Annotated in this window: 23 protein-coding genes; 11 read left to right on the forward strand and 12 right to left on the reverse strand. The window is 60.3% G+C overall.

Annotated elements, in window-relative coordinates:
- Positions 1–225: 225 nt before the first annotated feature.
- Complete coding sequence (polA, locus tag F8N80_RS28400) at positions 226–2994, reverse strand: DNA polymerase I (RefSeq protein WP_150785197.1); 2769 nt, start codon at positions 2992–2994, stop codon at positions 226–228.
- A gap of 74 nt (positions 2995–3068) precedes the next feature.
- Here polA and F8N80_RS28405 point away from each other — a divergent pair, with 74 nt between their 5' ends.
- Both F8N80_RS28405 and F8N80_RS28410 read left to right on the forward strand, forming a co-directional pair.
- The gene (locus F8N80_RS28405; RefSeq protein ID WP_150746573.1) at positions 3069–3359 is read left to right on the forward strand and encodes a DUF2782 domain-containing protein; all 291 of its coding nucleotides are present in this window, start codon (positions 3069–3071) and stop codon (positions 3357–3359) included.
- A gap of 59 nt (positions 3360–3418) precedes the next feature.
- Positions 3419–4369, forward strand: coding sequence for a homoserine kinase (locus tag F8N80_RS28410; RefSeq protein WP_150746572.1), 951 nt, complete (start codon positions 3419–3421; stop codon positions 4367–4369).
- A 120-nt stretch (positions 4370–4489) separates the two neighbouring features.
- Here the strand turns inward: F8N80_RS28410 and znuA are convergent, their stop codons facing one another.
- Entirely contained in the window at positions 4490–5410 is a 921-nt protein-coding gene (znuA, locus tag F8N80_RS28415; protein ID WP_150785198.1) for a zinc ABC transporter substrate-binding protein ZnuA, read from the reverse strand.
- 66 nt (positions 5411–5476) lie between these two features.
- Here znuA and zur point away from each other — a divergent pair, with 66 nt between their 5' ends.
- The 4 genes from zur to F8N80_RS28435 are packed head-to-tail and all read left to right on the forward strand — an operon-like array spanning position 5477 to position 8279.
- A complete protein-coding gene (gene zur / locus F8N80_RS28420; RefSeq protein ID WP_150746570.1) occupies positions 5477–5959 on the forward strand; it encodes a zinc uptake transcriptional repressor Zur in 483 nt (160 codons plus the stop codon).
- A complete protein-coding gene (znuC, locus tag F8N80_RS28425) occupies positions 5959–6744 on the forward strand; it encodes a zinc ABC transporter ATP-binding protein ZnuC (RefSeq protein ID WP_150746569.1) in 786 nt (261 codons plus the stop codon). Before zur ends, znuC begins: the two co-directional genes overlap by 1 nt.
- Entirely contained in the window at positions 6737–7525 is a 789-nt protein-coding gene (znuB, locus tag F8N80_RS28430) for a zinc ABC transporter permease subunit ZnuB (protein ID WP_150746568.1), read from the forward strand. Before znuC ends, znuB begins: the two co-directional genes overlap by 8 nt.
- Positions 7526–7562: 37 nt before the next feature.
- Complete coding sequence (locus F8N80_RS28435) at positions 7563–8279, forward strand: PA5502 family lipoprotein (RefSeq protein WP_150785199.1); 717 nt, start codon at positions 7563–7565, stop codon at positions 8277–8279.
- Positions 8280–8411: 132 nt separating this feature from the next.
- Here the strand turns inward: F8N80_RS28435 and katE are convergent, their stop codons facing one another.
- Positions 8412–10550 carry a catalase HPII gene (katE, locus tag F8N80_RS28440; protein ID WP_150785200.1) on the reverse strand — a complete coding sequence of 713 codons (2139 nt, stop codon included), beginning with the start codon at positions 10548–10550 and terminating at the stop codon, positions 8412–8414.
- A gap of 267 nt (positions 10551–10817) precedes the next feature.
- Here katE and F8N80_RS28445 point away from each other — a divergent pair, with 267 nt between their 5' ends.
- From F8N80_RS28445 to F8N80_RS28455, 3 genes are all read left to right on the forward strand, one after another.
- Positions 10818–11825 carry a methionine ABC transporter ATP-binding protein gene (locus tag F8N80_RS28445; RefSeq protein WP_150746565.1) on the forward strand — a complete coding sequence of 336 codons (1008 nt, stop codon included), beginning with the start codon at positions 10818–10820 and terminating at the stop codon, positions 11823–11825.
- Positions 11825–12499 carry a methionine ABC transporter permease gene (locus tag F8N80_RS28450; protein WP_150746564.1) on the forward strand — a complete coding sequence of 225 codons (675 nt, stop codon included), beginning with the start codon at positions 11825–11827 and terminating at the stop codon, positions 12497–12499. The genes F8N80_RS28445 and F8N80_RS28450 overlap by 1 nt, the downstream gene beginning before the upstream one ends.
- A 101-nt stretch (positions 12500–12600) precedes the next feature.
- Positions 12601–13374 carry a MetQ/NlpA family ABC transporter substrate-binding protein gene (locus F8N80_RS28455; protein ID WP_150746563.1) on the forward strand — a complete coding sequence of 258 codons (774 nt, stop codon included), beginning with the start codon at positions 12601–12603 and terminating at the stop codon, positions 13372–13374.
- 155 nt (positions 13375–13529) lie between these two features.
- Here the strand turns inward: F8N80_RS28455 and F8N80_RS28460 are convergent, their stop codons facing one another.
- The 5 genes from F8N80_RS28460 to F8N80_RS28480 are packed head-to-tail and all read right to left on the reverse strand — an operon-like array spanning position 13530 to position 17453.
- Positions 13530–14165: an SCO family protein gene (locus F8N80_RS28460; RefSeq protein WP_150785201.1), complete on the reverse strand. Its 636-nt coding sequence runs from the start codon at positions 14163–14165 to the stop codon at positions 13530–13532.
- Entirely contained in the window at positions 14162–15061 is a 900-nt protein-coding gene (gene cyoE, locus F8N80_RS28465) for a heme o synthase (RefSeq protein WP_150746561.1), read from the reverse strand. Before cyoE ends, F8N80_RS28460 begins: the two co-directional genes overlap by 4 nt.
- Positions 15049–16128 (reverse strand): COX15/CtaA family protein, encoded by a 1080-nt coding sequence (locus F8N80_RS28470; RefSeq protein ID WP_150746560.1) that lies wholly within the window; start codon positions 16126–16128, stop codon positions 15049–15051. The genes cyoE and F8N80_RS28470 overlap by 13 nt, the downstream gene beginning before the upstream one ends.
- A 10-nt stretch (positions 16129–16138) precedes the next feature.
- Positions 16139–16747, reverse strand: a complete 609-nt coding sequence (locus F8N80_RS28475; protein ID WP_150785202.1) for a hypothetical protein — start codon at positions 16745–16747, stop codon at positions 16139–16141.
- Positions 16713–17453, reverse strand: coding sequence for an SURF1 family protein (locus tag F8N80_RS28480; RefSeq protein WP_150746558.1), 741 nt, complete (start codon positions 17451–17453; stop codon positions 16713–16715). The genes F8N80_RS28475 and F8N80_RS28480 overlap by 35 nt, the downstream gene beginning before the upstream one ends.
- Before the next feature lie 70 nt (positions 17454–17523).
- Here F8N80_RS28480 and F8N80_RS28485 point away from each other — a divergent pair, with 70 nt between their 5' ends.
- A complete protein-coding gene (locus tag F8N80_RS28485) occupies positions 17524–17727 on the forward strand; it encodes a twin transmembrane helix small protein (protein ID WP_150785203.1) in 204 nt (67 codons plus the stop codon).
- Positions 17728–17730: 3 nt separating this feature from the next.
- Here the strand turns inward: F8N80_RS28485 and F8N80_RS28490 are convergent, their stop codons facing one another.
- The 4 genes from F8N80_RS28490 to coxB all read right to left on the reverse strand — a co-directional run bounded on the left by F8N80_RS28490 (position 17731) and on the right by coxB (position 22112).
- Positions 17731–18618 (reverse strand): cytochrome c oxidase subunit 3, encoded by an 888-nt coding sequence (locus tag F8N80_RS28490; RefSeq protein WP_150746556.1) that lies wholly within the window; start codon positions 18616–18618, stop codon positions 17731–17733.
- Between the two features lie 25 nt (positions 18619–18643).
- A complete protein-coding gene (locus F8N80_RS28495; protein ID WP_150746555.1) occupies positions 18644–19195 on the reverse strand; it encodes a cytochrome c oxidase assembly protein in 552 nt (183 codons plus the stop codon).
- Positions 19196–19309: 114 nt separating this feature from the next.
- The gene (gene ctaD, locus F8N80_RS28500; RefSeq protein ID WP_150746554.1) at positions 19310–20902 is read right to left on the reverse strand and encodes a cytochrome c oxidase subunit I; all 1593 of its coding nucleotides are present in this window, start codon (positions 20900–20902) and stop codon (positions 19310–19312) included.
- Positions 20903–20984: 82 nt separating this feature from the next.
- A complete protein-coding gene (coxB, locus tag F8N80_RS28505) occupies positions 20985–22112 on the reverse strand; it encodes a cytochrome c oxidase subunit II (RefSeq protein ID WP_150746553.1) in 1128 nt (375 codons plus the stop codon).
- A gap of 370 nt (positions 22113–22482) precedes the next feature.
- On the opposite strand from coxB, the gene F8N80_RS28510 reads away from it, so the two are divergent.
- Entirely contained in the window at positions 22483–23133 is a 651-nt protein-coding gene (locus F8N80_RS28510) for a hypothetical protein (RefSeq protein ID WP_150785204.1), read from the forward strand.
- The last annotated feature ends 59 nt before the right edge of the window (positions 23134–23192 follow it).

A 23192-nucleotide genomic window follows, 5' to 3' on the forward strand; every position in this document is an offset into this window, starting at 1 on the left:
CACGGTAGTGCAGGCCGACAAATCGGCAGAAGACAATGATTGATCAATCGAAGTATGCTTTTTCATGGACTCGCCCTCGCTGTCGTTGGCTGTTTAGACTGCCACCGTGGCGCATTGACGCCTCGGCTAGGGCGAGTCCATCCAATTACAGAACGCAGCGATCTTGAGACCATCGTCGGAACGCCGCCCGGAGCAAGCTTGCTCCTACAGACAGAATGCGGCGCTCTAGTGCGCCTCATCCCAGTTATTGCCTACACCCACCTCCACCAGCAGCGGCACATCCAGTTGCGCTGCTTCGCTCATGTGCAGGCGAATTTCCTCACGCACCTGGTCGATCAGGTCTTCGCGCACCTCGAGGACCAATTCATCGTGCACCTGCAGGATGACTTTGGCGTCGAGGCCTGACGAGGTCAGCCAGTTGTCCACTGCGACCATGGCTTTCTTGATGATGTCCGCCGCGGTGCCTTGCATCGGCGCGTTGATCGCCGTGCGCTCGGCACCTTTGCGCAGGGCCGGGTTTTTCGCGTTGATTTCCGGCAGGTACAGACGACGACCGAAGATGGTTTCGACAAAACCTTGCTCGGCGGCCTGGGCGCGGGTGCGCTCCATGTATTCCAGCACGCCGGGGTAACGGGTGAAGTATCGGTCGATATAAGCCTGGGACTGCTTGCGATCGACGCCGATCTGCTTGGCCAGGCCAAAGGCGCTCATGCCGTAGATCAGACCGAAGTTGATCGCCTTGGCGCTACGTCGCTGGTCGGTGGTGACCGCGTCCAGTTCGACCCCGAAGACTTCCGCCGCCGTGGCTTTGTGCACGTCCAGGTCGTTGCGGAAGGCGTACAGCAAGCCTTCATCCTTGGCCAGGTGAGCCATGATCCGCAGTTCGATTTGCGAATAGTCCGCGGCCAGCAGTTTGTAGCCTTTTGGCGCGACGAACGCCTGACGAATCCGCCGGCCTTCGGCGGTACGGATCGGAATGTTCTGCAGGTTCGGATCGATGGACGACAAGCGTCCGGTGGCGGCAACGGCTTGCTGATAAGACGTATGGATACGGCCGGTGCGAGCGTTGATCTGCTCTGGCAATCGGTCGGTGTAGGTGCTTTTGAGTTTGCTCAGCGAGCGGTACTGCATCAGTACCTTGGGCAGCGGGTAGTCCTGTTCGGCCAATTCGGCCAACACCGCTTCGGCCGTCGAGGCCTGGCCCTTGGCGGTTTTGCTGAGAACGGGCAAACCGAGCTTTTCGTAAAGGATCACGCCCAGTTGCTTCGGCGAGCCGAGGTTGAACTCTTCACCGGCGATGGCAAAGGCCTCCCGCTCAAGGGTGACCAGTTTCTCGCCCAGCTCGACACTCTGGATGCCCAGCAGGTTGGCGTCCACGAGCGCGCCCTGGCGTTCGATACGGGCCAGCACCGGCATCAGCGGCATTTCAATGTCGTTCAGCACTTTGCCCAGGCTTGGCGTGGTGGCCAGTTTTTCCTGCAAGGCCAGGTGCAGGCGGAAGGTGACATCGGCGTCTTCGGCGGCATAGGGGCCCGCCAGCTCAAGCGAGATCTGGTCAAAGGTCAGCTGCTTGACGCCTTTGCCCGCGATCTCGTGGATGTCGGTCTTGCTTTGGCCCAGGTACTTGAGCGCCAGGCTGTCCATGTCGTGACGGGTGGCTGTCGAGTCGAGTACGTAAGACTCGAGCATGGTGTCGTAGGCAATACCCTGAACGATAATCCCGTTGCTCTGATCGCCACCGATGGCGCAATTGGCCAGGATGTTGGTTTCGAACTTGGCGTGCTGGCCGACTTTCAGTTTATTCGGGTTTTCCAGCAGCGGCTTCAGCGCCAGCAGCACCGTGTCGCGATCCAGTTGTTCCGGAACGCCCATGTAGGAATGGGTCAGCGGAATGTAGGCCGCTTCGTTGGCCGCGACGGAAAACGACAGGCCCACCAGTTGCGAGTGTTGGGCATCGCTGCCATTGGTCTCGGTGACGAAGGCGATCAGCGGTGCCTTGGCGAGTTTGTCCAGCCAGGCGTCGAAGCGCTTCTGGTCGAGGATGGTTTCGTACTTCGCTTCGACGGTGCCCGGCTGCTCGTCGACGACCTCGACAATGTCCTGACCCGAGCGCTTGGCGTCGCGCTGGTTCTCTTCGAACCAACTCTTGAATTCCAGCAGGGTGTAGAGCTCGGCGAGCTTGTCGTGGTCCGGCTTGCCCATTTGCAGGTCGTCCAGGCCGACATCCAGCGGCACATCGATCTTGATCGTCGCCAGCCGGTAGGAGAGAAACGCCATCTCCTTGTGCTCTTCGAGCTTGGCCGGCAGGGTCTTGGCCCCGCGTATCGGCAGGGTCGGCACGATATCGAGCTGCGCGTAGAGCTCGGTCAGGCCGCCATTCACGCCCACCAACAGGCCGGAAGCGGTCTTCGGGCCGATGCCCGGAACGCCCGGAATGTTGTCGGACGAATCGCCCATCAATGCCAGATAATCGATGATCTGCTCGGGAGCGACGCCGAATTTCTCCTTCACGCCCTCCACGTCCAGCGCGCTACCGGTCATGGTGTTGACCAAGGTAATGTGCCCGTCGACCAGTTGCGCCATGTCCTTGTCACCGGTGGAGATCACCACCGGACGGTCGGCGGCTGCACTGCTGCGGGCCAGGGTGCCGATCACGTCGTCCGCTTCGACGTTGTCCACGCACAGCAATGGAAAGCCCAGGGCCTTGACGCTGGCATGCAGTGGCTCGATCTGGACGCGCATGTCGTCGGGCATGCTCGGACGGTTGGCCTTGTATTCGGCGAACATCTCGTCGCGGAATGTCCCGCCCTTGGCGTCGAACACCACGGCGAACGGACTGTCCGGGTACTGCTTGCGCAGACTCTTGAGCATGTTCAACACACCTTTGACCGCGCCGGTCGGCAGACCTTTGGACGTGGTGAGCGGTGGCAGGGCGTGAAAGGCGCGGTACAGGTAAGAAGAACCGTCCACCAGGACGAGGGGGGCTTGGCTCATGAGCAGGATCAACCTTTTCGGCGGGTCCGGCGCTAGAATAGCGGGACCGTTGACGACAAAGGGACAAGGTTATCATGCGCACACTAAATCGCTTGCTGTTGGCTGGCTTGTTTGCAGTCACCCCATTGGCCGTCATGGCGGCGGACGATGCACCGTCGCCGGACCCGGATGTCACCATCCGCACGGAAGGCGATAAAACCATCCAGGAGTACCGCCAAAACGGTTTCCTGTACGCGATCAAGGTTACGCCGAAGGGCGCGCCGCCGTATTTTCTGGTGCGCGCGGACGGGACAGATGCAAACTTCATCCGCTCGGATCAGCCCGATATGCTGATTCCGTCGTGGAAGATCTTCGAGTGGAAATAGTTTCCTAATTTCAATCGGCGCTGGCTCAAGTGGCAGCGCCCGTACTGGCAGTTTTAACCATGTCTGTGTTCACCCCGCTGGCTCGGCCCGAGCTGGAAACCTTTCTCGCCCCATACGGGCTCGGCCGCCTGCTTGATTTCCAGGGGATTGCCGCCGGTAGCGAAAACACCAATTTCTTTATCAGTCTGGAGCAGGGCGAATACGTCCTGACCCTGGTGGAGCGTGGTCCGGTCCAGGAAATGCCGTTTTTCATCGAACTGCTCGATGTGCTGCACGACGCCGACCTGCCAGTGCCCTACGCCCTGCGCACCACCGAAGGCGTGGCCTTGCGCGAGCTGGCCGGCAAACCGGCGCTGTTGCAACCGCGTCTGGCCGGCAAGCACATCAAGGAGGCCAACGCTCAGCATTGCGCTCAGGTCGGCGAGCTGCTGGCTCATCTGCACCTGGCGACCCAGGCCAACATGATCAAGCGCAAGACCGATCGCGGCCTGGACTGGATGCAGGAGGAGGGCACGCAGCTGCTGTCGCATCTCAATGCCGGGCAATGCGATCTGTTGCAGCGGGCGCTGGACGAAATCACCCGGCAGAAGACGAAAATTCTGGCCCTGCCGCGGGCCAACATCCACGCCGACCTGTTTCGCGACAACGCGATGTTTGAAGGCACGCACCTGACCGGGTTGATCGACTTCTACAACGCGTGCTCGGGGCCGATGCTCTACGACGTGGCGATTGCCTTGAATGACTGGTGTTCGGACGAGGACGGGAAGATCGACGGGCCGCGGGCGCGGGCGTTGTTGGGGGCTTATGCTGCATTGCGGCCGTTCACCGCTGCAGAAGCCGAACTGTGGCCGACCCTGCTGCGGGTGGCGTGTGTGCGGTTCTGGTTGTCGCGGTTGATCGCTGCGCAGGCGTTTGCCGGGCAGGATGTGTTGATTCACGATCCGATGGAGTTTGAGCAGCGGCTGGCGCAGCGGCAGAAAGTCAGCACTCCGTTACCGTTCGCCCTTTAAAAGCTTCGCGAGCAAGCCCGCTCCCACATTGGATCTCCTGGGTACACAAATTCTGTGCACGACTTAGATCAAATGTGGGAGCGGGCTTGCTCGCGAATGGCGGCGATACAAATGTCCGGGTTACAACGACTCCAGGCACCCCGCCAAATCATTCCCCAACTTCTCCAGCACCTGCTCATACCCCTGAGCAGTCGCCGGCGTGTACCCGCCCAGCGCATCCAGTTCCGCCAGTTTCACCGGCAAGCCGGCCACCAGGGTTTCCGCCAGCCGCGGACGCAGCGGCGGCTCGCTGAACACACAGGTTTTACCGACTTCCTGCAATCGAGTGCGCATTGCCGCCACGTGCTGGGCGCCAGGCTGCACTTCGGCGGCGACGCTGAACACGCCGGCATGCTTGAGGCCATAGGCGTCTTCGAAGTAGTCGAAGGCTTCGTGGAACACGAAGTAAGGTTTGCCTTCAATGGCGGCCAGACGTTTCTTCAAGCGCAGATCCAGCGCATCCAGACGTTCATCGAAGGCCTTGAGATTGCTCTGGTAGCGGGCCGCATTGGCCGGATCGGCAGCACTCAGGTCGGCGGCCATTTTCGCCGCGATCACGCGCGCATTGAGCGGCGATAACCAAAGATGTGCATCCAGGCTGCCGGGGCGGTGATCGTGGTCATGCTCGTCGGCTTCTTCGGCATGTGAATGGTTATCTTCAGCGAAATGTCGCAGTTTCAGGCCGGGCAAATCCTGCACGGCGACGCTCGGTAGCGTCCGACCATTCAGCACCCGGGGCAGAAAGCCTTCCATGTCCGGACCGATCCAGTACAGCAGATCCACCGATTGCACCTTCCGCACGTCGGATGGGCGCAAGGCATAGTTATGCGGCGAGGCACCGGGCGGCAACAGGACTTCAGGAATGGCCACGCCATCTTGCACCGCCGCGGCGATCAGCTGCAGCGGCTTGATGCTGGTCAGGACTTTGACGTCGGCCTGCGCCGAGCCGATCAGCAGAAAAGTTGCGATAAATGCGACAAAGATAGAAAAAAGTCGGGACACGATGACCACTCGAAGAGGCGAGAACGGGTAACATAATAACGTCTCTCACAAAACTCGTCGCCGCTCATGCCTATAACACCGATTGCCAGCCGTCCCCACGACCACTCTCACTGCGTTCATAGCGCACTGTCTGAGGCCGATGCCCTGTGCGCACGTCAGGGGCTGCGCTTGACCGCGTTGCGTCGGCGGGTGCTGGAACTGGTCTGGCAAAGCCACAAGCCATTGGGCGCCTACGACATACTCGCGGTGCTCAGCGAGCAGGATGGCCGCCGCGCCGCGCCGCCGACGGTGTACCGCGCGCTGGATTTCCTGCTGGAAAACGGCCTCGTCCACCGCATTTCCTCGTTGAACTCTTTCGTCGGTTGCAACCATCCTGAACATGCTCACCAGGGTCAGTTCCTGATCTGCCGTGCATGCCATGCCGCCATCGAGCTCGAACAGAAATCCATCAGTGACGCGATCATCGGCAGCGCCGAAGATGTCGGGTTCGTCGTCGAAGGCCAGACCGTTGAAGTGGTCGGTCTCTGCTCGGGTTGCCAGGGGGCTTGATGAGCAACGCGCTGATCCGCCTCGAACAGGTTGCCGTCACCTTCGCCGGGCAAAACGTGCTGGATAACATCGAGCTGAGCGTCGAGCCGGGGCAGATCGTGACCCTGATCGGCCCCAATGGCGCGGGCAAGACCACCTTGGTGCGCGCCGTGCTGGGCCTGTTGAAACCGGACAGCGGCAGCGTCTGGCGCAAGCCGAAACTGCGGGTCGGCTACATGCCGCAAAAGCTGCATGTCGATCCGACGCTGCCGCTTTCCGTGCTGCGCTTCTTGCGTCTGGTGCCGGGTGTGGATCGCGCCCGGGCCTTGGCCGCGCTCAAGGAAGTCGGCGCCGAGCAGGTGATCGACAGCCCGGTGCAAAGTGTTTCCGGCGGTGAAATGCAGCGCGTGTTGCTGGCCCGGGCATTGCTGCGCGAGCCGGAACTGTTGGTGCTCGACGAACCGGTCCAAGGCGTGGACGTGGCCGGTCAGGCCGAGCTTTATAGCCTGATCACCCGATTGCGCGACCGTCACGGTTGTGGGGTGTTGATGGTGTCCCATGATTTGCACCTGGTGATGAGCACCACCGACCAGGTGGTCTGCCTGAATCGTCACGTCTGCTGCTCCGGGCATCCCGAGCAGGTCAGCGGCGACCCGGCGTTCGTCGAGCTGTTCGGCAAGAACGCCCCAAGCCTGGCGGTTTACCACCACCATCACGACCACGCCCATGACCTGCATGGTTCGGTGGTCAGCGCCGCCCCGGCGGTCCCTACCCACGTTCACGGAGATAGCTGCAAGCATGGCTGATTTTCTGCTTTACGCCCTGCTTGCAGGTCTGGCCCTGGCGCTGGTCGCAGGCCCGTTGGGTTCGTTCGTGGTCTGGCGGCGCATGGCCTATTTCGGCGACACCCTGTCCCATGCCGCACTGCTCGGCGTGGCGCTGGGCTTTTTGCTGGATGTCAGCCCGACTGTTGCGGTCACCGTAGGCTGTCTACTGTTGGCCGTATTATTGGTGACCTTGCAACAGCGCCAGCCGCTGGCGTCCGACACGCTGTTGGGAATTCTCGCACCCAGCACCCTCTCTCTGGGCCTGGTGGTACTAAGCTTCATGCATGAAGTGCGGATCGACCTGATGGCCTATCTCTTCGGCGACTTGCTGGCGATCAGTCCAACCGACCTGGCCTGGATACTCGGCGGCAGTGCGGGGGTGCTAGCCTTGCTGGTGACGCTGTGGCGGCCAATGCTGGCGATTACGGTCCATGAAGAGCTGGCCAGGGTGGAAGGTTTGCCGGTCGCGGCGTTGCGCCTGGCCCTGATGCTGTTGATCGCGGTAGTCATTGCGGTGGCGATGAAGATCGTTGGTGTATTGCTGATTACTTCGCTGCTGATCATCCCGGCGGCTGCGGCACAGCGTCACGCCCGGTCACCGGAGCAGATGGCACTGGGCGCGAGCCTGCTGGGCATGCTCGCGGTCTGTGGCGGGCTGGCGCTGTCGTGGTTCAAGGACACTCCGGCGGGCCCGTCGATTGTGGTGGCGGCCGCCGCACTGTTTCTGCTGAGTTTTGTCCTGCCCCGTCGAGGGGTGTAGACTTGCTCGTTTTTTGCGCAAATAGAGAGTCGCAGGAATGAAGCCGTTCGCCTCCCGTTATCTGCTCCTTGTCGCATTTTCTCTGCTGCTGGGCGCTTGCCAAAGCACGCCACCGGCGGTCAACGAGCCTGCCGATGCCCGGGCCACGGCCATTGCACAGCTGGAACAAAGCCTCGCCAGCAGCGAGTTGGCTACCGCGGAAGGTCAGCTGGCCGCTTTGCAGGCCGAGTCGCCCAACGATCAATCTCTTGAGCAATATCAGCGGCAACTGGCCGAAGCTTATCTGCGCCGTAGCCAGATCGTGCTGCAAAAAGGTGATGTGAACGCTGCTGCCACTGCGCTGAGCCGCGCCCGGGCGTTGATGCCCAAGGCGCCCGCCTTGACCGGTGGGGTCAACAACGCGATCGTCAATGCCCGTAAAGCCGAGCTGGACAGAGCTGAAGCGGCGCTCATGGCTGCCGAAGCCAAGCCACAGGCCAAAGTCATCGATCCAACGGCCGAAAGCACCACGGTGGCGCTGAACCTCACGGATATGGCAAAGCTGCGCCAGCAACTGGATGCCATTGCGGCCGATGTGGTGAATTATCAGTGCGACGTCAGCATTCAGGCTCCGCGCACCCAGGACTACCCTTGGTTGGCCACGTTGCTGACCAAGCGGGTGAGGAAGCTGGATTCGGGGTTTGATCTGAACCTGGAGAAGCAGATTTTGCGCAATATTCCGGCGCAGATGGTTCTAAGCCCGCGTAAGCCCTAAAAGCTTCGCGAGCAAGCCCGCTCCCACATTTGATCTCAGTCGGTCACAGAATTGTGTACACCGGAGATCAAATGTGGGAGCGGGCTTGCTCGCGAAGGCGTCCTCCCAATCGATACAGTATTTCAGACTGTCTTAAGCCGGAATCGCCTTGGCCTTAGGCTCCCGATCCCACACCCGATGCTGCCCGATCGCAGCAAAAAACGCCTTGGTCAGCTTGGCATCCGTCCCCACGATCAACCCCGCATCAACCTCCAGCTTCAACACATCCAACAACTGCTTGGCCTCGCCATGCAACGCGATTGCCTTCAAGTGTTTATACGCTTCCAGCAGGTAATGCAGCGCCACCCCGTCAGTGCTCAACGCCTTGATCGAGGCCGCGCCACCGGGCACGAATACCGCGTCGAACGCGATGGATGGCAGGCCTTCCATCGACGCATCCACCGGCAGCGCTTTGCCATCAGCCGTGGTGACCGGCGCCGAGGTAGGGCCGAGCAGTTTTGCGTGCGCGCCCTCAGCCTTCAGCGCCGCTTTCATCGCATCGATCGCCGCACCGTCGACGCCATTGGCTGCCAGAATCGCGACTTTACGAGTCTTGATATCGCCCGGTAGCAGGTTGGCCTGGCTCAAGGCCGGTGAACGCTCCAGAGATATTTTCGGTACATCGACCGTTCCGGCTTTTGGCGCTGGCAGGCCGAGGTTCTGCGCGACGCGTTTGGCCAGTTCCAAATCGATGTTGGCGAGGATTTCATTCACCTCGCGCGCGCGGATGTGCTCACGCTCGACCTTGCCCAGCTCAAAGCTGTAAGCGCCAATGATATGTTCCTGTTCATGCTTGCTCATGCTGTGGAAGAACAGCCGCGCCTGGGAGAAGTGGTCGCTGAAGGACTCGCTGCGCTGGCGAATCTTGTTGGCATCGATGCGCTCCGGATGGGTCTCGAAACCGCCGTTTTGTGCGGCGGGCGGGGTTTCTTTCGGCCAGCCGCTGTCAATGGAGTTCGGCTCGTAGGAGGCACGGCCCTTGTCGATGGTGGTGCGGTGTTGCGCGTCCCGCTGACCGTTGTGGAACGGCGCGACCGGACGGTTGATCGGGATTTCGTGAAAATTCGGTCCGCCGAGTCGGCTGATTTGCGTATCGGTGTAGGAAAACAGTCGCCCTTGCAGCAGTGGATCGTTGGAAAAGTCGATCCCCGGCACGATATGCCCCGGGCAGAAAGCGACCTGCTCGGTTTCGGCAAAGAAGTTGTCCGGATTGCGGTTGAGCACCATTTTGCCCAGCGGGGTAATCGGCACGATTTCCTCGGGAATGATTTTGGTCGGGTCGAGCAGGTCGAAATCGAAGGTGTGCTCGTTTTCCTCCTCGACCACCTGTACGCCCAGTTCCCATTCCGGGTAGTCCCCCATCTCGATCGACTCCCACAGATCGCGACGGTGGTAATCGGTGTCTTTACCGGCGAGCTTCTGCGCTTCATCCCAGACCAGCGAGCAAGTCCCGGCGGCAGGACGCCAGTGGAATTTGACGAAGCGCGATTTACCTTCGGCGTTGATCAGGCGGAAGGTGTGCACGCCAAAGCCCTGCATGCTGCGCAGGCTCTTCGGGATTGCCCGGTCGGACATGGCCCAGATCACCATGTGCGCCGATTCCGGCACCAGGGAGACGAAGTCCCAGAAGGTGTCATGGGCCGAACCACCGGTAGGAATCTCGTTGTGGGGCTCGGGTTTCACCGCGTGTACGAAGTCAGGAAATTTGATGGCGTCCTGGATGAAGAACACCGGCATGTTGTTGCCCACCAGGTCGAAGTTGCCTTCGTCGGTGAAGAACTTCACAGCGAAACCTCGTACGTCGCGCACGGTATCGCCCGACCCGCGAGGACCCTGCACCGTGGAAAAGCGCACGAACACCGGGGTTTGTCTGGCGGGGTCTTGCAGGAAACCGGCCTTGGTCAGCACGGAATGGTTTTCATACGACTGAAAGTAACCGTGGGCACCGGTCCCGCGGGCATGCACGATGCGTTCGGGAATGCGCTCGTGGTCAAAATGCGTGATCTTTTCACGCATGATGAAGTCTTCCAGCAACGACGGCCCGCGGGCGCCGACTTTCAAGGTGTTCTGGTTGTCCGCAACTTTTACGCCCTGATTGGTGCGCAGGGCTTGTTCAGTGGCGTCGGAACGAAATTTTTCCAGACTATCGAGCTTGGCATTGGTGTTGCCGCGGTCCAGGGTGTCGGTCCCGGCCAGTGCGCTTTTGGGGGCGGCAGGCTTTTTGGTACTCATCAGTCGTAAACTCCTCGTTGCGGTTCCCGCCGTAGCCAGGACGCTTGGGCAATATCCCCCAGGCACGGCACCGGGGGCGTTTTCGAGTTGCTTAATAAGTGACTGATGGCGTTATTAGCCGTTCCTTTTTTCTGACCTTTGATCGCGTTATTGCCAAATGGCAGGTTGAATACGAAATAAATGCTAAGAACCTCTATACAGACAGGCTAAAATGCGCGCCCGGCTATCCGCTGATCCTTTTCTAACGCGCCCCACAAGGTTCGCTACGTGATCGAGTTTCAAAACGTCCACAAAACCTACCGCGTCGCCGGTAAGGATATTCCCGCCCTGCATCCGACCAGTCTGACGATTGAGAACGGTCAGGTATTCGGCCTGATCGGTCATTCCGGCGCGGGAAAAAGTACCCTGCTGCGTCTGATCAATCGCCTGGAAAATTCCAGCGGCGGCAAGATCTTCGTCGATGGCGAAGAGGTCACCGCGCTGGATGCCAACAGCCTGCGGCGCTTTCGCCAGCAGGTCGGGATGATTTTCCAGCACTTCAACCTGCTGGCGTCCAAGACCGTGGCCGACAATGTCGCGCTGCCGCTGACCCTGGCCGGTGAACTGTCGCGCAGCGAGATCGACCGGCGTGTGGCCGAGTTGCTGGCGCGGGTGGGCTTGTCCGACCACGCGAAAAAGTACCCGGCGCAATTGTCTGGCGGCCAGAAGCAGCGCGTCGGCATCGCCCGCGCCCTGGCGACCAAACCTAAAATCCTGCTGTGCGATGAAGCCACCAGCGCCCTGGACCCGCAAACAACAGCGTCGGTCCTGCAATTGCTGGCCGAGATCAATCGCGAGCTGAAACTCACCATCGTCCTGATCACCCACGAAATGGACGTGATCCGTCGGGTCTGCGACCAGGTGGCAGTGATGGATGCCGGGGTGATCGTCGAGCAAGGTTCGGTGGCCGAAGTGTTCCTGCATCCGAAACATCCGACCACCAAGCGCTTCGTGCAAGAAGACGAGCAGATCGATGAAAGCGAACAGCGCGACGACTTCGCGCACGTGCCGGGACGCATCGTGCGTCTGACCTTCCAGGGCGAAGCGACCTACGCGCCATTGCTGGGCACCGTCGCTCGGGAGACGGGTGTGGACTACAGCATCCTCGCCGGTCGCATCGACCGCATCAAAGACATTCCCTACGGGCAGTTGACCCTGGCCGTGACCGGTGGCGACATGGAAGCGGCGTTCGCCCACTTCACCGCAGCCGACGTCCACATGGAGGTCCTGCGCTAATGGAAGTCCTGACAAGTTTCTTCGCCAACATCGACTGGTTCGAAATCTGGCTGGCCACCGGCGATACCTTGCTGATGCTCTTCGGTTCGCTGTTGTTCACCGTGCTGCTGGGCCTGCCGCTGGGCGTATTGCTGTTCCTCTGCAGCCCGCGTCAACTGCTGGAAGCCAAAGGCGTCTATGCGATGTTGTCGCTGGCGGTGAACATCCTGCGTTCGTTGCCGTTCATTATTCTGTTGATCGTGATGATTCCGTTCACGGTATTGATCACCGGCACTTCGCTGGGCGTCGCCGGTGCGATTCCACCCTTGGTGGTGGGCGCCACGCCATTCTTCGCACGACTGGTGGAAACTGCCCTGCGTGAGGTGGATCGCGGCATCATCGAGGCGACCCAGGCCATGGGCGCGACGACGCGGCAGATCATCACCAATGCCCTGCTGCCGGAAGCTCGCCCGGGCATCTTCGCCGCCATTACGGTGACCGCCATTACACTGGTGTCCTACACGGCGATGGCCGGTGTGGTCGGCGCTGGCGGTCTGGGCGACCTGGCGATCCGCTTCGGTTACCAGCGTTTCCAGACCGATGTGATGGTCGTCACCGTGGTGTTGCTGCTGGTGCTGGTGCAAGTACTGCAAACCGTTGGCGACAAGCTGGTCGTACACTTTTCTCGTAAATGAGCGTTTTGATTAAATGCATGAGCCGGCCATTCGCTGGCAGGCGCCCAAGACAGACGCCTCAAACGGGCCCCGTAAGCGGGCGCCCACAAGGAGTTAGCTGAATGAAAAAATTACTCGTCGCGTTCGCTGCCGTTGCAGCCTTTTCCGCCCACGCTGCCGACACCCTGACCGTCGCGGCCACCCCGGTCCCGCACGCGGAAATCCTCGAATTCGTCAAACCGGCCCTGGCCAAGGAAGGCGTGGACCTGAGGGTCAAGGTCTTCACCGACTACATCCAGCCGAACGTGCAGGTCGCCGAGAAACGTCTGGACGCCAACTTCTTCCAGCACCAACCGTACCTCGATGAATTCAACAAGGCCAAGACCACCAATCTGGTTGCCGTTACCGGCGTACACCTGGAACCCCTGGGCGCTTACTCCAGCAAGTACAAGGCGCTGACCGAGCTGCCGGGCGGCGCCAACGTAGTGATCCCGAACGATGCCACCAACGGCGGCCGTGCCCTGTTGCTGCTGGCGAAGGCCGGCCTGATCAAGTTGAAGGATTCCAACAACATCCTGTCGACCGTCAAGGACATCACCGAAAACACCAAGGACCTGAAATTCCGTGAACTTGAAGCCGCGACCATCCCCCGCGTGCTGACCCAGGTCGACCTGGCGCTGATCAACACCAACTACGCGCTGGAAGCCAAGCTCGATCCGGCCAAAGATGCGCTGGTCATCGAAGGCAGCGATTCGCCGTACGTCAACATCCTCGTGTCCCGTCCAGACGACAAGAACAGTGCTGCAATGCAGAAACTGGTGACTGCACTGCACAGCCCGGAAGTGAAGGCGTTCATTCTCGAGAAGTACAAAGGCGCGGTAGTGCCGGCGTTCTGATCTGACGCTTGAACGAAAAATGGGGCGCATTCAATGCGCCCCATTTTTTTTTATGCCTGTACCACGGAACCTGTAGGAGCCAGGCTTGCCGGCGAAGGCGTCCGTGAGATCGCCTTCGCCGGCAAGCCTGGCTCCTACAAGGTCCATGCAATGTTTTATTTGCGGTTGAGCATCACCGGCAACTGCGCGACCAACTTCACATTATTCAACGGCGCCCGAATAAACCCACGCTGCGTCCCGTCCGGCCCGATCACCGCCAGGTTGCCACTGTGGTCGACGGTGTAATTCGCCTTGCTGGTGTCCGCCGGAATGAACGGGATACTCACCGCATTGGCCAGCTTCTGAATGTCTTCGACCGAAGACGCCGTCAGCCCTATGAACTGCGGATCGAAGTAGCCCAGGTATTGCTTGAGCTGCTTGGGTGTGTCGCGATTCGGGTCGACGCTGACCAGCACGATCTGCAATTTATCCACAGCCTCCGGTGGCAGTTCGCTCTTGATCTGTCGCAGCTGGGCGAGGGTGGTCGGGCAGATGTCCGGGCAGAAGGTGTAGCCAAAGAACAGCAGCGACCATTTGTCCTTCAACTCGTTGACCGCTATTGGCTTGCCGTCCTGATCGGTCATCGTCACATCCGGCAGGTTGCGGCTCTGCGGCAGCAGGATGATCCCGGCGTCGATCAACGCGGTCGGGTCACCCTGGCCTTTGCCAGACAGCACTTTGTTGATGGTCAGGCCCAGGACCAGCGCGATCAGGGCGACGAGGATGAAGATGGTTTTCTGGGTTCGAGTCATAGGTTCAACAGTAAGTAGTGGTCTACGAGCAGCGCGATAAACAGCAGGAACAAGTAGTAGATAGAGTACTTGAAGGTGTTGATCGCCGCGTGCGGCCGAGTGCCACGGTACAGCACCACGGCCCATTGCAGAAACCTCGCGCCCAGGCCCAGTGCGCAAATCAGGTAGAGGATGCCGCTCATGTGGATCACATACGGCATCAGGCTCACGGCCAGCAGCGCAAAGGTGTAGAGCAGGATGTGAACCTTGGTGTAGTGCTCGCCATGGGTCACCGGCAGCATCGGAATGTCGGCCTTGGCGTATTCCTCTTTGCGGTGAATGGCCAGGGCCCAGAAGTGCGGCGGAGTCCAGGCGAAGATGATCAGCACCAGCAACAGGGGTTCGGCGCTGACGTGGCCGGTAGCGGCGGTCCAGCCGAGCAGTGGCGGGGCGGCGCCGGCCAGGCCGCCGATGACGATGTTTTGTGGCGTCGCGCGTTTCAGGAAACCGGTGTAGACCACTGCGTAACCGAGCAATGAGGCGAGGGTCAGCCACGCGGTCAATGGGTTGGTAAAGACTAGCAAAATGGCTTGGCCGAGCACCGCGAGGACCAAGGCAAACGTCAGTGCAGCAGCCGGTGATACCCGGCCTTCGGCCAATGGCCGTTTGTGCGTGCGGGCCATGACCGCATCGATCCGCCGGTCCACCACGTGGTTGACCGCCGCCGCACCGCCGGCACACAGGGCGATCCCCAGATTGCCGAACACCAGCACCTTCCACGGCACCCCGGCGCGGGTCGCGAGGAACATCCCCACCAGCGAGGTGATCAGCATCAGCACCACCACTTTTGGTTTGGTCAGCTCCAGGTAGTCACGCCAGATCGCCTGACTGTGACGTGCGCCGATCAGAGTCGCCATGGCATCTCTCCTTTTATTGTTATGGGCCCGGCTGAGTGTTTGCGCGGGCTGAACCGCCAGCGCGCAGGGGGTTGCTGCTTGACCCGAACCAGACTGGTTCGCGCGTGATAATTGACCAGCACCATCGTCAGCAACAGCGCCGCGCCGCCCGCGTTGTGCGCGACGGCCACCGGCAGCGGCAAGTGGAACAGCACATTGCTGATGCCGAGGGTGATTTGCGCGGCGAGTGCGATCAGCACCAGCCCCGCCAAACGGGTCATGCCGACCACCTTCAGTTGCCAGGCCAGCCCCAGCAACACCAGGGTCACCAGCAAAGCGCCGATGCGGTGAGTCAGATGAATCGCCGTGCGGGCATCACTGTCCAGTTGCCCACCGAGGTAATTGGGACCGATGTGTTGGGTCAGGTGAAAGCCGTTGGCGAAATCAGCCGGCGGCAGCCACTGACCGTGACAGGTCGGGAAATCGATGCAGGCCACCGCCGCGTAGTTGGAACTGACCCAGCCACCGAGGGCGATTTGCCCGATCACCAGCAGCAACCCGGCGGTCGCCCAGTACTGCAAACGCCGTGGCACGGTCAGCGCCGGCAACACGCCGGACAATCGCAACGTCAGCAAAAACAGCAGGCTCAACGTCGCAAATCCACCGAGCAAATGCCCGGTGACCACTTGCGGCCAGAGCTTGAGCGTCACCGTCCACATGCCGAACGCCGCCTGTGCGATCACCACGGCCAGCAGGAACAACGGCAACTTCACCGGCTGCCCCGGATGACGACGATGGACCCAGGCGCGACCCGCCAGCACCGAGATCAACAGCCCCAGCGTGCCGGCGAAGTAGCGGTGAACCATCTCGTTCCAGCCTTTATGGGCTTCGACGGGAGCGTCGGGAAAATGCAGTTCGGCATGGGCCAATTGAACTTCGCTTTGCGGGACGCTGATAAAGCCATAGCAACCCGGCCAGTCCGGGCAGCCGAGGCCGGCGTGGGTCAGGCGGGTGTAGGCGCCGAGCAACACCACAATCAGTGCCAGCAAGGTGGCAAACAGCGCGAGGCGAAATCCAGGTTTGGCCATGACGATGCCCTTATCCGATGTTCGACAGTTTCAGCAGATGTCGCAGGTCGTTGAGCAGATCCTTACCCTTCACCGTCGGCTCGTAGCGCAGCACCAGATTGCCGTGAGGGTCGATGATCCACAGCTGTGGTGCGGTCTTGTCCCCGGTGCCGGCGGTTTTGTTGAAGGTACTGAAGGTAGCGAGGTCCAGGGGATACCGTTGCAGTTGAGGATACTCGCGCGTCAGCTTGGCGTCGTATTCACTGCTCAGCGGTTGTGCCGCGGCCAAGGCATGACTGGCGCGCCCGGCATCACGGCCGAGGCCAATCTGGATCTGCCGCGCCAGGTACACCAGTTGCTGGCAGTCCACCGAGCAATCCTTGGGCGCGGTCACCAGTATCTGCCAACGATCCTCCTGCGCCTGCACGCCGAGGTCGGCGCGGGTCTGGCCGTTGCCGATCAGTTCGCCGTGATAGCTGCGACCTTCCGGTACCCAGAACTGCAATTTGTACATGCCGGTGGCGAGGATCATCGGACCGATCACCCCAAGCAGGATAAGCAGCAACTGCAAGCGACCTTTACGCCGACTCGCCGGCGTTTTCGCCTCAGACATGCTGGGTGGATTCATGGCCGCTCCCATGGTGTTTCTCCTTTGCGTTGTGCCAGCCGAGATAGAGATAAAGGCCGAACAGGGCGATCGACATGGCGAACCACTGCACGGCATAAGCCAGGTGTTTTTCCGGTCCCATGGCGACTACCGGCCAGTCAGCCTGGTAAGTCGCGGGACCGCTTTCTGCGCGTAATTCGTAGGCAAAACCTTCGCGATCCAGCGCCGTCCAGAGCCTGGCCGGTTCGACTGCGGTGATCAGTTGTGGCCAGGTCGTGGTGTTCGGGTCGGCGTGCAATTGGAAGGTGGCGCCGGGGGAGACGTAGACCCAGGCAACGAGGCTCAAGGCCTGAGTCGGTGTGGTGAATTGCGGTGGGGTGCGGCGATCCGGCCACGGCAGCCAGCCGCGATTGACCAGCAGCCAGAGCCCGGTCGCCTGATCCTGAAACGGTTGCAACAGCTCGACGCCAACCTTGCCGTCGCGCTGGCGGTTATCCAGCAACAGGCTGTGTGCGGCATCGAACTGGCCTTGCAGGTGAACCCGGCGGAAGGCCGGATCTGCGGTGTGTTGCAGCTCGGTGCTGGCCATTGGTTCAGCTGCGCGGCGCTCGGTGTAGCTTTGCAGCAGCGCGCTTTTCTCCGCGCCCCGGCTCATTTGCCAGAACCCGAGTGACACCAGCATGGGCAACAACAGCGCGACCACCAGGGTCGGCACGATGCCCGGCCGGAAACGCTTCATGGCGTCGCCAGAAAGTCGGTAGTCGCGATAGCTATACTCAAGTGCATCGCCTTTCCCCCGGAGTTTCACCATGCTCAAAGCAGCCATCGTCCTGATGCTGATTGCCACGGTTGTCAGCCTGTTCAGCGGCCTGTTTTTTCTGGTCAAGGACGACAGCAGCTCGAACCGCCTCGTCGTTGCCTTGAGTGTTCGTGTCACGCTGGCCGCCATGACCGTCGGCTTGATCGCCTGGGGTTTTTTCAGCGGCCAGTTGGTGTCGCACGTACCTTGGTAAGCCTCAGAGCACGTAGACGAAAACGAACAGCCCGATCCACACCACGTCCACGAAGTGCCAGTACCAGCTCGCCGCTTCAAACGCGAACTGATGATCGGCGTCGAAGTGCCCGCGCATGATCCGCATCAACATCACAAACAAGATGATGGTGCCGATGGTCACGTGGGCGCCGTGGAAGCCGGTGAGCATGAAGAAGGTCGCGCCGTAGATCCCCGAACCCAGGGTCAGGCCCAGTTCGTGGTAGGCATGGATGTATTCTTCGGCCTGGAAACCGAGGAACGCGCAACCGAGCAATACGGTCAGTGCCAGCCAGATTTTCAGTGCGCCACGATGACCCTTTTTCAAGGCGTGGTGGGCGATGGTCACGGTGACGCTGGAACTGACCAGCAGCACGGTATTCAGCAGCGGCAGACCCCACGGGCTGATCACGTCCTTGGGGGCCGGGAAGAGTTTCGGGTCCGGGTTATTCAGCAATGGCCAGGTGAATTCAAACGTCGGCCACAGCATGTGGGCCAGGCCTTTGGCACCTTCACCGCCCAGTGACGGGCCAGTGATGTTGCGCACATAAAACAGTGCGCCGAAGAAGGCGATGAAGAACATCACCTCCGAGAAGATGAACCAGCTCATGCCCCAGCGAAACGAACGATCCATCTGCGCGCTGTACAACCCCTGGCGGCTTTCCTTGATCACCGTCCCGAACCAGCCGAACAACATGTACGCCAGCAACAGGCCGCCGACGAAAAAGATCAGCGGGCCATGGGATTCCGGCCGCGCGGCTTTCAGGTCGTTGAACCAGGTGGCCAGGCCGAACACCGTGACGAACATGCCGACCGTGGCGATGATCGGCCATTTGCTCTGTGCCGGAACGTAATAATGCTCATGAGTTGCCATTTATTGTTCTCCTTATCGGGCACGCTCAGCCGCCAGTGTTTACAGCTACCGGTGGATGTCGGGCGGTGATGTCGAACAGCGTGTAGGACAGCGTGAGGTGCTTCACATCCTTGGGCATGTCGCGATCAACGATGAACCGTACCGGCATCTCGATCCGTTGACCGGGCTGCAGCACTTGCTGGGTAAAGCAGAAACATTCGGTCTTGTGGAAATACGCCGCCGCCGCGCTGGGCGCGATGCTCGGAACTGCCTGGGCACTCATGGGGCGATCGGTCGGGTTGTGGGCGATGAAAATCATCTCGTTCACCGCCCCCGGGTTGGCCACCAACTCATCAGCCTTTGGGTAGAAGTCCCAGGACATGTCGGCGGAGTTGGTCGATAGGAACTGCACGCGGACCTGCCGCGAGGTGTCGACCGTTTGCTCGCCCTCATACTGTCCGCCGGTCTTGCCATTGATGCCGAACGCCTTGCACATCACGTCGTAGATCGGCACCAGGGCGAACCCGAAGACAAACATTGCCACCACCACCAGCAACAGGCGGGTGACCAGTTTCTTCATTGAAATCGAGTCAGCCATGATTTCCAACCTCTACGCATGACCCTGTGGGAGCGGGCTTGCTCGCGAAGCACGCGCCGCGGTTTAACAGGAGCACCGCGTTATCGTTCTTCGCGAGCAAGCCCGCTCCCACAGTCATTTCACTTCCGGCGGCGTGGTGAACGTGTGATACGGCGCCGGTGAAGGAATGCTCCACTCCAGACCTTCTGCCCCATCCCACGGCTTGGCCGGTGCCGGCGCGCCGCCGCGAATGGTCTTGATCACGATGAACAGGAAGAAGATCTGCGTGGCGCCGAACATGAACGCACCGATCGACGACACCATGTTGAAATCGGCGAATTGCAGGTTGTAGTCCGGAATCCGCCGCGGCATCCCCGCCAGTCCCACGAAGTGCATCGGGAAGAAGGCCATGTTCATGCCGATGAATGACAGCCAGAAGTGCAGCTTGCCGAGGGTTTCGTCGTACATGTGGCCGGTCCATTTCGGCAACCAGTAGTAGGCCGAGGCGAAGATCCCGAAGATCGCCCCCGGTACCAGTACATAGTGGAAGTGCGCGACCACAAAGTAGGTGTCCTGGTACTGGAAGTCCGCCGGGGCGATGGCCAGCATCAACCCGGAGAAACCGCCGATGGAAAACAGAATCACGAACGCCACCGCAAACAGCATCGGCGTTTCGAAGGTCAGCGAGCCTTGCCACATGGTGCTGGCCCAGTTGAACACCTTGACCCCGGTGGGTACGGCGATCAGCAACGTGGCGTACATGAAGAACAACTCGCCCACCAACGGAATGCCGACCACGAACATGTGGTGCGCCCAGACGATGAACGACAGGAACGCGATACTCGCCGTCGCATAGACCATCGAGGTGTAGCCAAACAGCGGCTTGCGTGAGAAGGCCGGAATGATCGAGCTGACGGCACCGAAGGCCGGCAGGATCATGATGTACACCTCGGGGTGACCGAAGAACCAGAACACGTGCTGGAACAACACCGGGTCACCGCCACCGGCGGCACTGAAGAAACTGGTGCCGAAGTGGATGTCCATCAGCATCATCGTCACGCAGCCGGCCAGTACCGGCATCACCGCGATCAGCAGGAACGCGGTAATCAGCCAGGTCCAGACGAACAGCGGCATTTTCATCAACGTCATGCCGGGGGCGCGCAGGTTGAGGATGGTGGCGATCACGTTGATCGCGCCCATGATCGAACTGATCCCCATCAAGTGGATGGCGAAGATGAAGAAGGTCACGCTTTCCGGTGCGTAGGTCGTCGACAGCGGGGCGTAGAACGTCCAGCCGAAGTTCGGTCCCCCACCGGGGGTGAACAGGGTCGATACCAGCAGGATGAACGCCGCTGGCAATAGCCAGAAGCTGAAGTTGTTCATCCGTGGCAGGGCCATGTCCGGCGCGCCGATCATCAACGGGATCATCCAGTTGGCGAGGCCAACGAAGGCCGGCATCACCGCACCGAACACCATCACCAGACCGTGCATGGTGGTCATCTGGTTGAAGAACTCCGGCTGGACGATTTGCAGTCCCGGCTGGAACAACTCGGCACGAATCACCATCGCGAACGAGCCGCCGAGCAAGAACATGGAGAACGCGAACCACAGGTACAGCGTGCCGATATCCTTGTGGTTGGTGGTCAGCACCCAGCGCATCAGGCCTTTGGCGGGGCCGTGGGCGTGGGCGGTGCCGGTATGAACATGGTCATCGACGACAGCAGTCATGTCCTGTCTCCTGCAAACAGATGGGCTGGGCAGGCCGGGGCGCGAGGCCCCGGCTGGTTCCTTACGTGCGCAATAGACCGGGTCATTTGCTTTCCGCCTGTTTCAGCTCCAGCACTTCTTTAGGGGTGACCATGTCGCCCTTGTTGTTGCCCCAGGCGTTACGTTCGTAGGTCACGACCGCTGCGATATCGACTTCCGAGAGCTGCTTGCCGAACGCCGCCATGGACGTGCCGGGTTTGCCGTGGAAGACAATGTTCAGGTGATCCTTGATCGGCCCGGTGGCGATTTTCGAGCCCTTGAGTGCCGGGAACATCGGTGGCAGGCCCTGGCCTTCGGCCTGGTGACAGGCCACGCAAGTGGTGTGATAGACCTTGTCGCCGCGCTCCTTGAGCTCGTCGAGGGTCCAATCCTTGCTGGTCAACTCTTTGAGTTGCGCGGCTTCAGCCTTGCGCTCGCCCAGCCATTTTTCGTAATCGGCCTTTTCCTTGACCTCGACCACGATCGGCATGAAGCCGTGGTCCTTGCCGCACAATTCGGCGCATTGACCGCGGTAGAGGCCGGGCTTGTCGACGCGGGTCCAGGCTTCGTTGACGAACCCCGGAATCGCATCGCGCTTGACCGCAAAGGCCGGCACCCACCAGGAGTGGATGACGTCGGCGGAAGTCACCAGGAAGCGCACCTTCGCGCCGATCGGCAGCACCAAAGGCTTATCGACCTCAAGCAAGTAGTGCTCGCTCTTGGCTTCCTTGTTGTGGATCTGATCGGCGGGCGTGGTCAGGTTGCTGAAGAACTCAACGTCCTGGCCCAGGTATTTGTAGTGCCACTTCCACTGATAGCCGGTGACCTGGATATCGATATCCGGCTCACTGGCGTCGTACATCTTGATCAGGGTTGCGGTCGCGGGAACCGCCATGGCCACCAGGATCAGGAAGGGCACGATGGTCCAGAGGATTTCAACGGTGGTGCTTTCATGAAATTTTGCGGCCACCTGCCCGGTCGAGCGGCGGTGGAGAATCATCGACCAGAACATGGCGCCGAAGACGATGATGCCGATCACTACACAGATCCAGAATATGGTCATGTGCAGGTCAAATACTGCGTGACTGATTTCAGTCGCTCCAGGCGCCATATTCACAGTCCAGGCCGCTTGTGCCTGACTGAAAATCGACCACAACAGGAGGCCCATCCAGACATGTGGATGTCGCATCATTGCGGGTTCCCCTTATCGTTCTTTTTATCCCGCCGGCGTTCACCTGCGGCAAGGGAGCGGCTTTTTCAGACTACGAACTTGAATCGCCAAGCCTTGCTGCGTGTGCAGTCGGGCGTCATCAGCTAACTCCATTCCCACCCGAGTATAGACAGCGACTGCTACCTCGCAATGTGATGGCGTAAATCATGTGAAACAGCTGGGACTTGCGTTCTAGGTCACGAATGGAGAAGGATGCAGACGAATGGTCACAATCCGATATAACGGAGGCGTCTCAAGGATGAAACACTTATGACAAATGCGTCTTAGCATTATTCATAGGGCAGCTAAGTTATGTCTTCCCTATTTCATTGTCTTGTTTCCTGGAGTTTTCATGAACACCGCCGCATTGCGCGAGCAGATCCAAAAAGCCCAACAACACGAAGCCGAAACCGGCCAGCTGACTCATCAGCTGGAAACCCAACTGCCACACCTTCACTCGGCCATACAACTGCCGGAGGTCGACGCCAACGGCGTGATGACGCGTTTTGTGGCCGCGTATATCGAGCAAGTACCGGACCTGCTGGATGCAGCCAATGAAGTCGCCAGGGAAGCGGGCATCGAATCACAGATCAAGCCGGTGCTGAAAATCGCCGAGCAGTTCTTCCTCCAGCCGCCGGCGATCATGGCCGGTCACGTCGGTCTCGACAGCCTGCTGGACGAAGCCTATCTGGCGCACCGCCTGGTCGAAGAGGTCAATGACCTGTACATCAAGCATTTTGGCCAGCCACTGATCCCATTGGACATGACTGTTGCCAACCTGATTGCTCATCATCTGATCGGTGAGGAATTCGCTAACCAACTGGATGAGGCGGTACATCACGCCGTCGACGAGATGCTCAACGAGGAAAGTTTCGCGCTGGAATCGGTGGAAGCCTACCGCGAGAAACTCAACAGCCCGGACACCGGTGCTGCATGGAGGCGCTGGCCATGCCTGTCGCGCCAGCTGGGCGTAGGGCTGGAGCTGGATCAGCCAGCTGCCTAACGCTACACCTCACCCCCTGTAGGAGCGAGGCTTGCCCGCGAAGCTTTTGGGGCCCTTGA

Origin of the sequence: Pseudomonas fluorescens, from assembly GCF_902497995.1 — a bacterium.
In the GTDB taxonomy this organism is placed as follows: domain Bacteria; phylum Pseudomonadota; class Gammaproteobacteria; order Pseudomonadales; family Pseudomonadaceae; genus Aquipseudomonas; species Aquipseudomonas fluorescens_BK.